General features: G+C 52.3%; 10 protein-coding genes. 9 read left to right on the top strand and 1 reads right to left on the bottom strand.

What is annotated here, in order from left to right:
- Positions 1–46: 46 nt before the first annotated feature.
- The 9 genes from DXH47_RS06495 (at position 47) to DXH47_RS06455 (ending at position 14,459) form a co-directional block, all read left to right on the top strand.
- Positions 47–3,646: a PD-(D/E)XK nuclease family protein gene (locus DXH47_RS06495; RefSeq protein ID WP_129032553.1), complete on the top strand. Its 3,600-nt coding sequence runs from the start codon at positions 47–49 to the stop codon at positions 3,644–3,646.
- Positions 3,636–7,454, top strand: coding sequence for a helicase-exonuclease AddAB subunit AddA (gene addA / locus DXH47_RS06490; RefSeq protein WP_129032552.1), 3,819 nt, complete (start codon positions 3,636–3,638; stop codon positions 7,452–7,454). Before DXH47_RS06495 ends, addA begins: the two co-directional genes overlap by 11 nt.
- Before the next feature lie 383 nt (positions 7,455–7,837).
- Positions 7,838–8,632 carry a Fe-S cluster assembly ATPase SufC gene (gene sufC, locus DXH47_RS06485; protein ID WP_129032551.1) on the top strand — a complete coding sequence of 265 codons (795 nt, stop codon included), beginning with the start codon at positions 7,838–7,840 and terminating at the stop codon, positions 8,630–8,632.
- Between the two features lie 11 nt (positions 8,633–8,643).
- Entirely contained in the window at positions 8,644–9,927 is a 1,284-nt protein-coding gene (gene sufD / locus DXH47_RS06480; RefSeq protein ID WP_129032550.1) for a Fe-S cluster assembly protein SufD, read from the top strand.
- Positions 9,920–11,167, top strand: coding sequence for an aminotransferase class V-fold PLP-dependent enzyme (locus tag DXH47_RS06475; RefSeq protein WP_129032549.1), 1,248 nt, complete (start codon positions 9,920–9,922; stop codon positions 11,165–11,167). Before sufD ends, DXH47_RS06475 begins: the two co-directional genes overlap by 8 nt.
- Positions 11,145–11,621, top strand: coding sequence for a Fe-S cluster assembly sulfur transfer protein SufU (sufU, locus tag DXH47_RS06470; protein ID WP_129032548.1), 477 nt, complete (start codon positions 11,145–11,147; stop codon positions 11,619–11,621). The genes DXH47_RS06475 and sufU overlap by 23 nt, the downstream gene beginning before the upstream one ends.
- A gap of 3 nt (positions 11,622–11,624) precedes the next feature.
- Entirely contained in the window at positions 11,625–13,031 is a 1,407-nt protein-coding gene (sufB, locus tag DXH47_RS06465) for a Fe-S cluster assembly protein SufB (protein ID WP_129032547.1), read from the top strand.
- A gap of 132 nt (positions 13,032–13,163) precedes the next feature.
- On the top strand, positions 13,164–13,496 hold the full coding sequence (locus tag DXH47_RS06460) for a metal-sulfur cluster assembly factor (protein ID WP_129032546.1): 333 nt from the start codon (positions 13,164–13,166) through the stop codon (positions 13,494–13,496).
- Between the two features lie 12 nt (positions 13,497–13,508).
- On the top strand, positions 13,509–14,459 hold the full coding sequence (locus DXH47_RS06455; protein ID WP_129032545.1) for a helix-turn-helix domain-containing protein: 951 nt from the start codon (positions 13,509–13,511) through the stop codon (positions 14,457–14,459).
- Between the two features lie 65 nt (positions 14,460–14,524).
- Here the strand turns inward: DXH47_RS06455 and DXH47_RS06450 are convergent, their stop codons facing one another.
- The gene (locus DXH47_RS06450; RefSeq protein WP_129032544.1) at positions 14,525–15,175 is read right to left on the bottom strand and encodes a response regulator; all 651 of its coding nucleotides are present in this window, start codon (positions 15,173–15,175) and stop codon (positions 14,525–14,527) included.
- Positions 15,176–15,488: the final 313 nt, after the last annotated feature.

Here is a 15,488-nt window from a genome sequence, read left to right as displayed (position 1 = left end):
AATAGATGCAACGTTGTTAGTCGTCAAAAAAGGGAGGTCCTTATCTATGAGTTTACAGTTTATCCTGGGAAGTGCGGGGTATGACCACCGCACTCCCATGATTCAGGCCATGACTGAAACGCTTCGTGACCAGCCGCATGACCAATGTTATTACTTGGTGCCCAACCACATCAAGTTCGAGACCGAAGTGGGTGTCTTAGACGCGTTACACCAGCAACTGGCCCCTGACCAGCCGTTGTTTGCGCAGACTCACGTGCAAGTCTTTTCGTTTACCCGGTTAGCCTGGTTCTTCATGAAAAACGAGCCGGTCTACCAGTTACCGCGGATTTCAACGGCTGGATTGAATATGCTGATCTACCAGATTATTCAGGCCCACGCTGATGAATTGACCATCTTTCGCGGTGAGGTGACGCGACCGGGGTTCATCAGCCAACTGACCGCGCAACTGGCCGAGTTTCGGGTGGGACAGGTCACGGCGGCCGATTTGACGGCTGCCATCGACCGTTTAGCGCCAGGAAGTGCGGATTTACAGGCTAAACTGCACGACCTCTTGGTTATCTACAACGCGTTTGAAACTCAGATGACCGGGAAATACGTGGCCAATACTGATCTCCTTAACCAGTTGGCTGACTACCTGACCCAGCTTGATTTGAGTCATGCTCATTTCTACTTGGAAGGTTTTTCGCAAATGAGTGCGCAAGAAAGCCACTTAGTGACGGTCCTGATTCAACGGGCCGCCAGCGTGACCGTGGCGTTGAACTTAGATAAGGCCTATACCCAGGATTTACCCACCGTTACCGACCTATTCTTCCAGTCGGGGAAGCTGTATTACCAACTCCTGTCAAGCGCACGGGCGAACCACGTGCACGTGCTAGTTGATGATCACGCCAAAGAGCCCCGGGTCTCCGCAGATTTGTTAGCTCTTGATAAATACTGGCAAAACAGTCAAGTGGGGCGGCCGACGCCCCCGGAAGCTAAGACAGTGCCAACCAAGCTTCACCTGTTTTCGGCGCCAAGTCGTTACAGCGAGGTGGCCCACGTGGCGAACAAGATTCATCAGCTGGTGGCGACAGGGAAGTACCGTTACCGGGACTTCTTGATTATGACGCGACATTTGGATGCCTATCAGACCGTTATCGACCCGATTTTTAGTGCCGAAAACATTCCGTACTTTGACGATGCTGACGTCCAAATGGCCGACCACCCCTTCGTCGAATTAATCAACGCGTTATTCGACGTACAACGCCGAAATTACCGTTACAGCGATATTTTTCGGGTGTTGAAGTCGGAATTGTTGTTGCCGACCGATGACCACGATGAACCGATTGACGTGGCGGCGTACCGCCAAGCCGTCGCGTTGACCGAAAACTTTGTCTTGAAGACGGGCTTTGAAGGTCAGAAACGCTGGACCCAAGCCGATGATTGGCAATACACCCGGTTCACGCTAGGCAACGATGAGGTGGTCACTTCGAAAGACCAGGAAATCACCCGGCAGATCAATGTGATTCGCCATTTTGTCCAGCAAACTTTACCGCCACTTTTCCAACACTTACAACACGCTAAAACTTATACGGATGCCGCCACGGTACTGTATCAATTCTTAGTCAACCACGGCGTCGTCAAGCGCTTGATGGCGTGGCGGGACCAGGCCATTGCGGCCCAGGACCTGACTTTAGCCGGCCAACCGGAGCAGACCTGGAGCACGTTCTGTCAGATGCTTGATGAGTGCCACACGATTTTAGGCGACTTGCCGTATAGCCAGACTGACTTTCAGGCGTTACTCCAGACCGGATTTTCTGGCGCCAAATTCAGTCAGATTCCGTCAACCTTAGACCAGGTGATGTTCTCCGAAAGTGGCATCGTCCAGGCGAATAACCGAAAGGTGACCTTCTTGATGGGGGCCACGGCGACCACCATGCCGGATAATCAGGTGCCAACGACGTTGTTAGCAGATAGTGACCGCCAGGACCTCAGTGCGCAATTACAGGCAGGCGACGATGGCGCCTACCTTCGTGATGATGCCGCAACCCAACTGGCTGGCGAACCCTACTTAAATTACCTGGGCTTTCTCAGCGGGTGTGACCAATTAGTCTTTAGCTATCCAATCACTAGTGACGGAGAGGCTAACCAGGAGATTTCACCGTACGTGGCCCGGATTCGCGACCACTTTAAGTTGCCGGTGACCCAAGTGTCGACGACCCCGGCCGTGGATGGCCACGACGTGCAACAATTTGTGGGGACCCGGCGGACGACGTTGCGACACCTGGTGCAGGTCAGTCACGCCGGTCAATTAACGGGGCAACCCTTAGCCCCGGCTTGGCTTTATCTCTTACAAGTCTTGAAAAATGATGAGCAGTACGGCGCGTTGACCACTAAATTATTGGGGAGCTTGAAGTATCGCAACGAACCACACAAGCTTTTACCGGACATCGTGACCCAGCTTTACGGCACTACCATCAATACCTCGATTTCTAAGCTGGAAGAATACTACGATAACCCGTATGCTTACTTCTTAAAGTACGGCTTAAAACTCCAGGAACGGGATGTCTTCGAGTTGTCGCCGGCCAGCACCGGGGAATTCTTCCACGCCACACTGGACGCACTGGTCAAGATGATTCACGATCAAGACTTGGACTTGGCTAGTGTGGACGATCAGCAACTCAAAGAGATGACTGACGAGGCCATGGCGAAGTTGCTCGACACTACGGAGAATCCACAATTTGCCGTGTTGGAAAGTTCCAGCCGGATGGACTATATCCGTCACCAGTTGATGAAGACTATGCACCGCATGGCGTGGACCCTCAAGCAACAGAGTACCCGCACCAAGATGCGGCCTAAGGAGACCGAAGTTCAGTTCGGGATGGGCGACCAGCATGGTTGGGCGCCGTTGACTTTTGCCTTACCACATCAACACCAAGTTAGCGTGCGGGGACGGATTGACCGACTTGATATGGTCCAGGCTAACGGGAAAACTTACCTAGGCATCGTGGACTATAAGAGTTCGGCCCGGACGTTCAAGTTCGACGAGGCCTATTACGGACAAGCAATGCAGATGTTGACCTATTTGGACGCGGTCAAACGAAACTTTGCGGCGGCAATCGGGGCTTCCGAGCCGACGCCCGCGAACTTAGCGGGCGCCGTTTACCTCCACGTTCAGGACCCCATTTTGAAAGCGGAAACCGTCAAGGATCCGGCTAACCCCGTCATTGACCTCCTTAAAGCCGAACAGTACCAGGGATTGCTTTTGGAAGACGAAGACCTCCTTGAAAACATTGAATCCTTATTTGCCAAGGGAACGGGAAAATCGGTACTCTTTAGTGGACTGAGGAAGAATGGGGATGGTAATTTCAAATCGAGGTTACTCGTGACTCCGACAGAGTTAGACGAGTTGTTGGCTCACACGGAACGTTTAATCAAACAAGCCGCCGAACAAATTTTTGCTGGTCATGTTGATTTGGCCCCATTTCGGAATAGTGACACGACGGCCCTTAAATATTCACCGTATAAGTCGATTATGCAATTTGACCCGTTACTACCAGAAAATAATTATCACGATTTAGCGCCGTTAAGTCGCGCTAAAGTGATGAAGTTGATCGCCGACAAGATGGCTAACCGACAGGCAGGAGGAGTACAAGATGAGCGCTAAATTTGAGTTTACACCGAGTCAGGAACAAGCGATTCACCAGTCGGGCACGAACCTGTTGGTCTCCGCGTCGGCAGGGTCCGGAAAGACCCGGGTCCTGGTCCAACGGGTGATTGAACGGTTAAAGACCGGAGTTGGCATCGACCAATTTTTGATTGTGACGTTTACCAAGGCGGCGGCCGCCGAAATGCGTGACCGGATTCAGGCCGCGTTACGCCAAGAGTTGGCTGCGACCCAGGGCAATAGCAAGCAACAACAGTTTTACTTAACGCAATTGAATCGCTTGCCGATTGCGGACATTACCACGATGGATGCCTTCTGTATGCGTCTGCTTCAACGCTACTACTACGTCATTGATTACGACCCGGTCTTTCGCCTCCAAGACGAGACGGAAACGGCGTTATTGCGCGACGATGTCTGGAATGACTTGCGTGAAGAGCTTTACACCGCGGAACGCACAGACGATGACCAGTACCAAGAGGGGCCGTTTGCCCGCTTGACCGCCAACTTTTCGGGCGACCGACGCGATGATGGCTTGGCCGAATTGGTCCAAAATGTCTATAACGTGTCGGATGCTACCCCGGACCCCGACGAATGGGTGGCCCAGTTACCACAGACTTACCAGCTCGACAACGATAAGCTGACTGCCAGTCACTTCTATCAAACTCAGGTACGGCCGGTCATCGTTGAGCAATTGACGCAGGTTAAGGCGGATCTCACGAGTTTTCAACAAGAAGCGGAAACCAGTGGCTTCAATGATCAAGCCGACTATGTAGGTTACTTTCTGCCCGCTTTGACGAAATTAATTCAGGCGGCTGACGAGGCTGACTGGAACGACTTACGTGATCAGATTAGAGGCTTTCGGTGGCAGAATTTAGAAGCGAAGTCGAAAAATATGCCTAGCGTGTCCAAAAAAGATGAATCATATGATCAATTCGACGCTTTGAAGAAACGGTATTATGAGTCCGCGAAGGCCCGATTAGCTAAGCTAGGAAAGACCTATTTCTTGCAACCCGAAAGTGGTGTGCGGCAAACTATGCACGAAGCCGGCGAGTTGGTCAGTGAATTGGCCAAAGTCGTGACGGCCTTTCGGCACGCGTACTTACAAGAAAAGCTTCGCCGGCACGTGCTGGACTTTGCCGACGTCGAACACGCGGCTTTAGAAATTCTGACGCAGGACACAGCAGAATCCAAACGGGTCCGCACACAATTGCGGGACCAGTACGCCGAAGTCATGACCGACGAGTATCAGGATACCAATGGGTTACAGGAAGCTATTTTGGCAACTATCGCCCAACCGGCACCCCACGGTAACCGGTTCATTGTGGGCGACGTCAAGCAATCTATTTATCGTTTCCGCCAAGCGGACCCCACGTTGTTTGTGGCCAAATCTGATCAGTACGGGGCGGATGACAGTTCGGGGCAACTTATCACGTTAGCCGAAAACTTTCGCTCGATGGCCAACATCGACCATTTCACCAACTTGATTTTTAAGCAGTTGATGAACCGGCAGTTGGGGGAAATCGACTACACCGGGGATGCAGAATTGAAGTTTGGCGCGACCTATTATCCGGACGACGTCACCAGTCCAGCCGAATTGCTGGTCTACTTGTCTGATGAGCCGGACCAAGAAACTGACGATAACGAGGCCATGGACGAGACGTTCCAGGTCAATGATAAGGCCCAGGGACAAGTTTTGATGGTCGGCAAGAAGATTCAGGACTTGATTGCGGCCCAGACACCAATCTATGACCGCGATGCAAAGACTACACGGCCGATGCGCTACGGTGACATTACTCTGTTGACACCGACTAAGACCAACAACCTCATCATCACCGATGAGTTACGTCGGTTAGACATCCCTGTGGTGGTCAACGATGCGCAAAGCTACTTTAAGACCACGGAAATTCAAATCATGATGTCCCTGTTGAAAATCATTGATAACCCGTATCAGGATATTCCCCTGGCTGCCGTCTTACGGTCGCCTATCGTGGGGTTGAACGAAAACGAGTTGGCGTTGTTACGGATCAACCAGCGGACCGGGGACTACTTCCAGGCCGTCCAACATTTCCACGACACGGTCAATGCTGATCGGACGGGGGACATGCAGGCAGCGGTCTATCAAAAGATTGACCGATTCTTAAATCAGTTGGGCGAATTTCGCGACATCGCCCAGCAAAACCAACTGGTGACGTTGATCTGGCGAATCTACCAGGAGACTGGCTTCTTGGACTATGTCGGTGGGATGCCGGCCGGCGCGCAACGCCAGGCCAACCTCCACGCCTTGTACGAGCGGGCGCAAAGTTATGAACACAGTAGTTTCAAAGGCTTGTTCCAATTCGTGCGGTTCGTGGAACGGCTCCAGGACCGTGACAAGGATTTGGCCAACGCGAGCGTTGAAAGCAATACCAACGCCGTGTCGGTCATGACCATCCATAAAAGTAAGGGGCTTGAATTCCCGGTGGTCTTCTTGATGGATGCCGCGCATCATTATAACGACAAGGACCAGCAGGGGACGGCCGTGTTGAGTGGTAAAACGGGAATCGGGATTGATTACTTGGATCCCGCGACTCGTATCCGGACGCCCAGTCTGCCGAAGCTGTTAGGGGCCCAAGCCATCAAGCGGGCCAGCATCGCCGAAGAAATGCGGAAACTGTACGTCGCGCTAACCCGGGCAGAATCCCGTCTCTACATCGTCGGGACGGCGGCGAGCCGCGATAAAGCGCTGGCTGATTGGGGCCAGGCGTTTCAGAGTGACGACCTGGTGTTACCCGCGACCCTGCGCGAAAAAAAGAACTTAGCCACTTATATGGATTGGTTGGGGATGTGTCTGCTACGTACGCCACAGGCCCAACACCTCGACTTAGGCCTTGAGGACCACGAGGCGTTAGGTGCCTTAGCCGGGGACCCCACGCAGTTTGCGATTACCTTCGTGACGCCGGCGGACTTAGCGGCGACGGAACCGCAGACGGTGGCCCCAACTGACTGGTACGACCAGGCACAAGCGGCGGCCGACCAGGTCACGGCTGATCAAGTTGACGGCGCAGCGTTGACCAAGTTGATGACATTCCAGTACCCGCACCAAGCGGCGACGGTCACTACGGCTTACCAATCCGTGTCGGAAGCCAAGCGCCTCTTTGAAGAACCGGACACCGCCCGGATGAGTGCGGGCCAGGCGCCAACTAGTGGTGGCTTGCGATACGTCAGCCATGACTTTGCGCGGCCGAACTTCATGCAGACCGTTCGGGCCCCCCTCCCGACTGATATCGGGACGGCGACCCACTTGGTTTTACAACAACTCGACGTCACGGTCTTGCCGACCGCCGACCGGATTCAAACGCTGATCGACCGGTTGGTCCAAGGCAAGGTGTTGACGGCTGAAGTTGCCCAAAGATTGGACCCCCAAGCGATTCTCCAGTTTTATGATAGCGCGGTGGGCCAACAGATTTTGGCACATCCCGACCAATTGCACCGTGAAGTGCCGTTCTCACTGTTGATGCCGGCGAAGAGCCTCTTCCGCGATTTTCAGGAAAAGGAGTCGCAGGTCCTGGTCCACGGGATCGTCGACGGGTATTTGACCACGGCTGAGGGCATCGTGCTCTTCGACTACAAGACCGACCACGTGAACCTCGAGAATCAAGCGGCCAGCGTGGCTAAAATCGTCGATAAGTATAGTGGCCAAGTCAACCTCTACGCTGCGGCCTTGCACCAGATCACCGGTCAGCCTGTTGTGCACCAGTATCTCTACTTATTAGCGTTAGGCGAACTGGTTGCTGTCCCGGTCAAGATGATTCAGGGCGCGGACGATTAAAATTAAGTCAACTAAATAGATATCTCGTTATGGTCGGACCCTAGCAAAACAATTGCTGCGGGTCCGGCCTTTTTTTGAAGGGAAACCTGCCAAGCAGGGCCGTTTGTGACTGGGTCATTCCTGGCAGATTTTATATTAATGATTGAAGGCATTGGGGCTTTATCAAATATTAGGGAGAATGCCTAATATTCTTTCAGTAATATTCTGGACTACAATGATAGCAGGATTAATTCCAGACAAAAGGGCCAGCCATTGCGGGAATCCCAACGGGTGACGCAATTGTTTAATTTCACACAATATAACCGAACACCACCAAAACTTGGGGCTGACTTAATCCAGAGTTATATAAACAGATGCCGCATATTTTACGGGAGGTTAATACCATGTCAACACTTGAGGTTAAAGATCTACACGTTGAAGTTTCGGATGAAGAGAGTCAGGAGACCAAGGAAATCTTAAAGGGCGTCAACCTGACCATGAAGACTGGTGAAATTCACGCCATCATGGGGCCGAACGGGACCGGAAAGTCCACGCTATCGCAGACAATCATGGGGCAACCTGCCTACCACGTCACCCAGGGCGATATTTTGCTCGATGGGACCAGTCTCATTGATATGTCCGTTGATGAGCGGGCGCGGCGTGGCCTGTTCTTGGGGATGCAATACCCCGCTGAAATCCAGGGAGTTACGAATGCTGAATTCCTACGAGCCGCCATCAATGCTCGCCGCGCTAGCGATGACCAAATTTCAGTTATGGATTTTTTAAAAAAGCTGGATAAAAATCTGGCATTGCTCGATATGAGTGAATCCATGACTGAACGCTACTTAAATGAAGGCTTCTCCGGTGGGGAAAAGAAGCGTAACGAAATCTTACAGCTTTTGATGATCCAGCCGAAGTTCGCGTTACTCGACGAAATTGACTCTGGGTTGGATATCGATGCCTTGAAGGTCGTTTCTAAAGGCGTCAACTCCTTACGAGGAAAAGACTTTGGCTCTTTGATCATCACCCACTACCAACGTCTCTTGAACTACATTGTGCCTGACGTGGTTCATGTCATGATGGGTGGTCGTATTGTGAAGACCGGAGATGCCGATTTGGCTAAGACTTTGGAAAAAGAAGGCTACGCTGGGTTGCGTGACGATCTGGGCATCGATGTGGCTTTAGTTGACGAAGATTAGGAGGGACGAAAATGAATGCCGTTGAAAGTACTGAAACATTGACTGCGGCTCTCGTGGCCGGGGCAACCGAACACCGCGATCCGGATTGGTTGGTGGCCCAACGCAAGGCGGCGCTACCCCTGATCGACCAGCTACCAGTTCCCAAGTTTCATCGGTTCACCTATCCTGATTGGAATTTAATCGATCACCGGTTATTATGGCGGGAGTCAAATGCGGATCTGGCTTCTGATATTGAGCAACCCCAAGATCACGCCGATATCGTTCAAGTGGGGCAGACCACGGTTAGGGTTAATCTGCCAGAAGATTTGCGCCAACAAGGCGTCATTTTGACCGATCTCTTCACCGCACTAAATGAGTATCCAGACTTGGTTAGACCATACTTAAATCAAATTATTTCCGCCACCGAAGATAAGCTGGCAGCCTATCACGTGGCTTACTTAAATAGTGGAATCTTCCTCTACGTTCCTCAAAACGTGGTCGTTAGAGAACCCATTGATGCGCACCTGATCCAAGATAGCACTACGAATGCAACGCTGGTCTCCCACGTGTTGCTGGTGACGGCGCCCAATAGCCAGGTGGCGTTTACCCAACACTTGACCACCAGGGGCGACCATAAGAACCTCCTGAATAACGTTGTGGAGATTGCGGCCGAAGACGGGAGTCAGGTCAAATTTGCATCGGTTGATGAATTGGGGGTCAATACCTTGACCTACTTCAACCGGCGTGCACTGGTCAAGCACAACGCCGAGGTCGACTGGGCGGTTGGTTTGATGAACTTTGGTGATACTATTGGTCAATTCGACACTAATTTGGTGGGCGAAGGCGGTCATACCGATACCAAGGTCGTCGCCATTACCAGTGCAGACCAACGGGAAGGCATCAATACGCGGATCACAAACCGGGGCAAACATACCGTGGGCAACATCTTTCAACGGGGAGTCTTACTTGGTGATTCCGAACTGGTCTTTAACGGGATTGGGGATATCATCCACGGGGCTTCCGGTGCCAATGCCGAGCAGGAAAACCGGTTGTTGATGATGTCGCCGGGGACCCATGGCGACGCCAACCCAATCTTATTAATCGACGAAAACGACGTTATGGCGGGCCATGCGGCCAGTGTGGGTCAGGTTGACCAACATCAACTCTATTACTTGATGAGTCGCGGCATCGACCGCAAGACTGCGGAACGCTTGGTTATCCGGGGATTCTTGAGTGCGGTTTTGACCGCGATTCCGTCGAAGAACGTGCAACAGCAATTGGTTAAAACGATTGAAAGGAATCTTAAAAATGGCTAGTAACGTTACAGATTTTACCCATGATTTTGCCATCCTCAATCAATGGGTCAACGATGAATCGTTAACTTACCTCGATAATGCGGCGACGGCCCAAAAGCCGCAACAGGTGATTGATGCGCTGACTCACTTCTACCAACACGATAACGCGAACGTTCACCGTGGGGTGCACACTCTAGCAGAGCGGGCGACGGAACAGTACGAAGCCGCACGAGGGAAACTCCAGCACTTTATCAACGCCGCCGAACCAGCTGAGGTCATCTTCACCAAGGGGGCCACGGACGGGTTGAACCTGGTGGCCAGCACTTATGGTGAAGCACACGTACAGGCGGGCGATGAAATCGTGATCTCCATTATGGAGCACCACAGCAACTTGATTCCGTGGCAACAATTGGCAATCAAGAAGCACGCGACACTGAAATATATCGGGTTAACGGCTGACGGTGAACTGGACTTAGCCGACGCCGCCCGTAAAATCACTGATAAGACCAAGATCGTTGCGTTGACTCACGCCAGCAACGTATTGGGCACCATCACTCCCCTCAAGGAAGTGGCGAAGATTGCGCACCAACACGGGGCGGTGATCGTGGGGGATGGGGCCCAAGCGGCTCCGCACATTCCGGTCGACGTTCAGGATCTAAACGTTGATTTTTACGCTTTCTCTGGTCATAAGATGATGGGACCGACCGGGATCGGCGTGTTGTACGGCAAGCGAGACTTGCTGGAGCACACGGAACCCTACCAATATGGTGGGGAAATGATTGATTTTGTGACCCGCGACAAGAGTACCTGGACGCAACTGCCATGGAAGTTTGAAGCGGGGACTCAGAATATTGCCGGGGCAATCGGCTTAGGGGCCGCGGTAGATTACCTGGAAAGTATTGGGATGGCCCAAGTTGCCGCTCATGAACAGCACTTGGTCAACTACCTCTTACCGAAGTTGCTGGATCTGGATTACCTGGAAGTCTACGGGCCCCATGATCCAGCCAAGCATACCGGGGTAATCGCCTTTAATCTCAAGGGCATCCATCCTCACGATGTGGCGACCGCTCTTGATATGGATGGCGTGGCCGTCCGGGCTGGCCACCATTGTGCCCAACCCTTAATGAAAGAATTACACCAAGCGGCGACGGCTCGGGCCAGCTTTTATCTGTACAACACGCAAGCTGACGCCGACCGGTTACTCAAAGCCATTCAAGAAGCAAAGGAGTTCTTTAGTCATGGGTCTGTCGAAACTAAATAGTTTGTATCGAGAAGTTATTCTGGATCATTCGGATCATCCCCACCACAAGCACCCCTTAGCGGATTCTACTAGTAACATTACGTTGAAGAACCCGACCTGCGGGGACGTGATTAACTTGGACATCAAGCTGGACGACCATGATCGTATCGCAGACATTGGTTTTACTGGTGATGGCTGCACGATTAGTCAGTCGTCAGCCAGCATGATGACCGATGCCGTGATGGGCAAGAGTAAGGAACAAGCCCTCCACATGGCCAAGACCTTTTCTGATATGGTCATGGGCAAGCAACACCCGCAAAAGGACTTGGACGAGTTAGAGGATGCCGCTATTCTGTCGAGCGTCATGCAATTTCCAGCTCGTATCAAGTGTGCCACCCTATCCTGGTGGGCATTACAGCGAGCGTTGATGCGGGAAGAAGATCAAGATCAGAAGACGGAACCAAAGGAGGACTAAGCCATGGTAGAAGTACCAGATGTGGTCAAACAAGATCAAGATTATGAATACGGGTTCCACGATGACGTGACGCCAGCCTATTCCACGGGCCGGGGCCTCACTGAAGAAACGGTTCGCCAAATTTCGGCGGCCAAGCACGAACCCAAGTGGATGCTGGACTACCGGCTTCACGCTTACGAAATTTACAAGAAATTGCCGATGCCGAACTACGGGCCGGACCTGTCTAAGCTCGACTTGAAGGATATGCTGTACTATCAAAAAATGACCGATAAGAAGTACCGAGATTGGAAGGACGTGCCGGAAGATCTCAAGAAGACCTTTGATCGGTTGGGGGTTCCCGAAGCCGAACGGAAATACTTAGCTGGGTCGTCGGCCCAATATGAATCCGAAGTGGTCTACCATAATATGCGAAAAGACTTTGCTAAGCTGGGCATTATCTTTACGGATACTGATACGGCTTTGCGGGAATACCCAGAACTCTTCAAGAAGTGGTTTGGGAAGCTGGTTCACCCCGCAGATAATAAGTTCGCTGCTTTGAACGCCGCGGTCTGGTCCGGCGGGTCGTTTATCTACGTGCCCAAGGGCGTCCAGACCAAGACGCCGATTCAGGCTTATTTTCGGTTGAACGCGGAAAATTCGGGCCAGTTTGAACGGACCTTGATTATAGTCGACGAGGGCGCCCGCATTGATTACGTCGAGGGGTGTACCGCCCCGAACTATTCGTCGGATAGCCTGCACGCCGCGGTGGTCGAAGTCAACGTCGAAAAGGACGCGTATTGCCGCTACACCACGATTCAAAACTGGTCGGATAACGTCTACAGTTTAGAGACTAAGCGGGCGGCCGCCGCCGAGAACGCCACCATGGAGTGGGTCGACGGGAACCTAGGGTCCAAGGTCACGATGAAGTACCCCAGCGTCTACTTGAACGGTAAAGGTGCCCGCAGGACCATGTTATCGATTGCCGTGGCCAGCAACGGGATTCACCAGGATTCCGGGGCCCGGATGATCCATAACGCCAAGAACACGTCGAGTTCGATTGTCTCCAAGTCGATTTCTAAGACTGGGGGCTCGACCGATTACCGCGGGACCGTCCGCTTTGGTGAACATTCCGATGGCTCGAAAGCCCACGTGGAGTGTGACACCATCATCATGGATGACCAGTCGTCCTCGGATACAATTCCATATAATGAAATTTATAACTCGAACGTGGCCATGGAACACGAGGCCAAGGTGTCGAAGATTTCGGAGACCCAGCTCTACTACTTGATGAGCCGGGGAATTTCCGAAGCCAAGGCCACGGAAATGATCATTATGGGCTTCGTGGAGCCGTTTACCAAGCAGCTCCCGATGGAATACGCGGTCGAATTGAACCGCTTGATCAGTTTTGAGATGGAAGGGTCCATTGGGTAAAAAGATGACGTTGATGTCGCTGAAAAGCCTCACTGGGTGTGGCGATTGCTTGTCAGCGGCGGGCAAACCAATTACAATTAAACTAACAACGTTTGTGATTGGTTTAGCAGACCTCAAAAGGTGGGAAAAACTATGGCACAACCAGTTGTGAAGACTAAGTCACCGGTGGAAGAGGCGGTTTTGAAACAGCTTGAAACCGTCATCGACCCCGAACTTGGTGTGGATATTGTGAACCTCGGCTTAATTTACGGGGTAGACGTGACGGACGACGGTAACTGTACTTTAACGATGACCCTGACGACTATGGGGTGTCCGATTGGGAACCTCTTGGCCGATAGCATTCGGCAGGCGGTCACTCAGGTGCCGGCAGTTCATACTTGTGCGATCAACTTGGTGTGGGAACCTGCGTGGGACCTCTCCAACATGAGTCGTTACGCCAAGGTCGCGTTAGAACTACACGAATAATGAGGTGAGCACGTGGACATCGACGTTTTTATCGATCGCCGAAAAGCACTCAAGTTATCGCAGGTGAAGCTCTGCGAGGGCATTTGTACGCAGGCGACTCTTAGTAAATTTGAGAATAATAACCGGATTCCGTCCCTGACGATTCTGAGTCGGTTGTGTGCGCGGTTAGGCCTGACGGTCGACGAACTCTATCAGGACCAAGAGGAGACGGCGTCGCGGTTAGCGCAGGCGCTCGACACGGTCGAGGAAGAGTTGATGACCGAAGACTACCGGCGCGTTTTACGGGGGTTGGCTAAAATCAACGTGACGCAACTGGATGCGATTCCGTTGAAGATGCAATTCTATTACCTACGGGGGATCGTGAATACGCTGGTGAACCGTCAACCGGATAAGGTGTTGTTCGACTTCTCGCGGATTTTAAACGACCTCGATGAACGCCACCAGACGATTATGACCCAGCTGGCCTTTCTGGGGTCGGGGATTCTGTATGCCCGGCGCCAAGAACACGACCAAGCCGTCTTTTACTTTGAAAAGGTCCGGCACTACTTGCGGCACTTGGAGCCCACGGTTGCGGCCACCCGGGAAAATAATTATCATCTACGGGTGTTGACGCTAATTTACTACACCGCGGAATTTTACGCGGGCGACACGAATTACAAGTTGAGTAATCAGCTTATCAACTCGGGGTTGAACATGTGCTCGGACCACCACGTGACCTACTACTTACCGCGGCTGAAGTTCTTAGCCGCGCAAAATGCGCTTGCGGAGCACCGGTCCCAAACGGTGGTTTCCCAGTTGTTGGATGAAGCCTTGGCGTTCGCGCGGCTCAACCGCAATGAAGTGATCGAAGTCAAGGTGGCAGCGATGCGCAATCAGGTGCGGCAAACCAGCACTGGTAAGGCCACTAAGCCGTTACTGACGCCGGGCCAAGAGCCCCAAATGAAGGCGCAGCCCGAAAAGTGACATTGGTTAATAAAAAACGCGTTTCTCAAGTCTCGCTTGAGAAACGCGTTTTAAGTTTGGAGACCTCATAAATTGACCAGGTGGTGGTGTAGCGCGTAGTGAACTAAATCAACGTGGCCGTTAAGCGATAGCTTACGCATGATGTTGGCCTTGTGGGCTTCCACGGTCTTGGTCGAGATACACAGGCGCTCAGCGACTTCCTTGTTGCCGTACCCCAATGTGATGAGCGGAAACACCTCCCGTTCACGCTTGGAGAGAGCGTCGTAACCGGTCACCTGGGCGTGGAAATGCTGGTGGTTCAGTTGAGTGATGCTCTCGGGTTGCAGCACGATGTTTGGGTCGAGACACTTTTCGTGACGAGCCAGTGCCCGCAAGGCCGTCACGATTTGGTAGTTGGGCGAGCGCTTGAGAATGTAGGCGCTGGCCCCATTCTGGAGGGCCTGGACGATATAGTCCTGCTCCTCGTGGACGGTTAAAATCAAAATGGCGACCCGTGGCGAAAGGTCATGGAGCCGTCGAATGGTCAACAACGCGTTTTCACCAGGCATGTTCAGACCCATGATGACGATGTCCACGTCGCCCTGCTCGACGCGCATAAAGGTATCCGTCCCGTTATGCGTTTGGGCGACGACTTGGAACTGGGGTTGTTGATCGACTAAGTAGGTGAGACCAGTCCGAACGATTTCGAGACTGTCGGCAACAAGTATTCTATGCATAATAACGACTTCCTTTTAGGTTGCAGTGACCAGGTCACTGGAATGGCAGTGGTGGCGTTTCCGCCCACAGGTCGTCCTGTGCGGGGCTGCGAACTCATCTGAGCGAAAATCGTTAAAGCCAACCTCAAAATTCAATGGTGCACAAGTCAACGGTGAACAAGTTATAGACAGCGCTTACATCGTTGGGTGGACTATAACGACTAGCCTTGCGCCCAGTGGGGGGCGCCGAAACGTCAACCGCCATGCTGAACTGAAAGACTAGAGGAATGCAAAGTAAGTATATCATAGATATATAGAATAATGCAGATTAAAT

Origin of the sequence: Levilactobacillus suantsaii (assembly GCF_004115745.1) — a bacterium.
Taxonomy (GTDB): Bacteria; Bacillota; Bacilli; order Lactobacillales; family Lactobacillaceae; genus Levilactobacillus; species Levilactobacillus suantsaii.
Note: the sequence above shows the minus strand (reverse complement) of the source record. Positions and strands in the feature narration are given on the sequence as shown.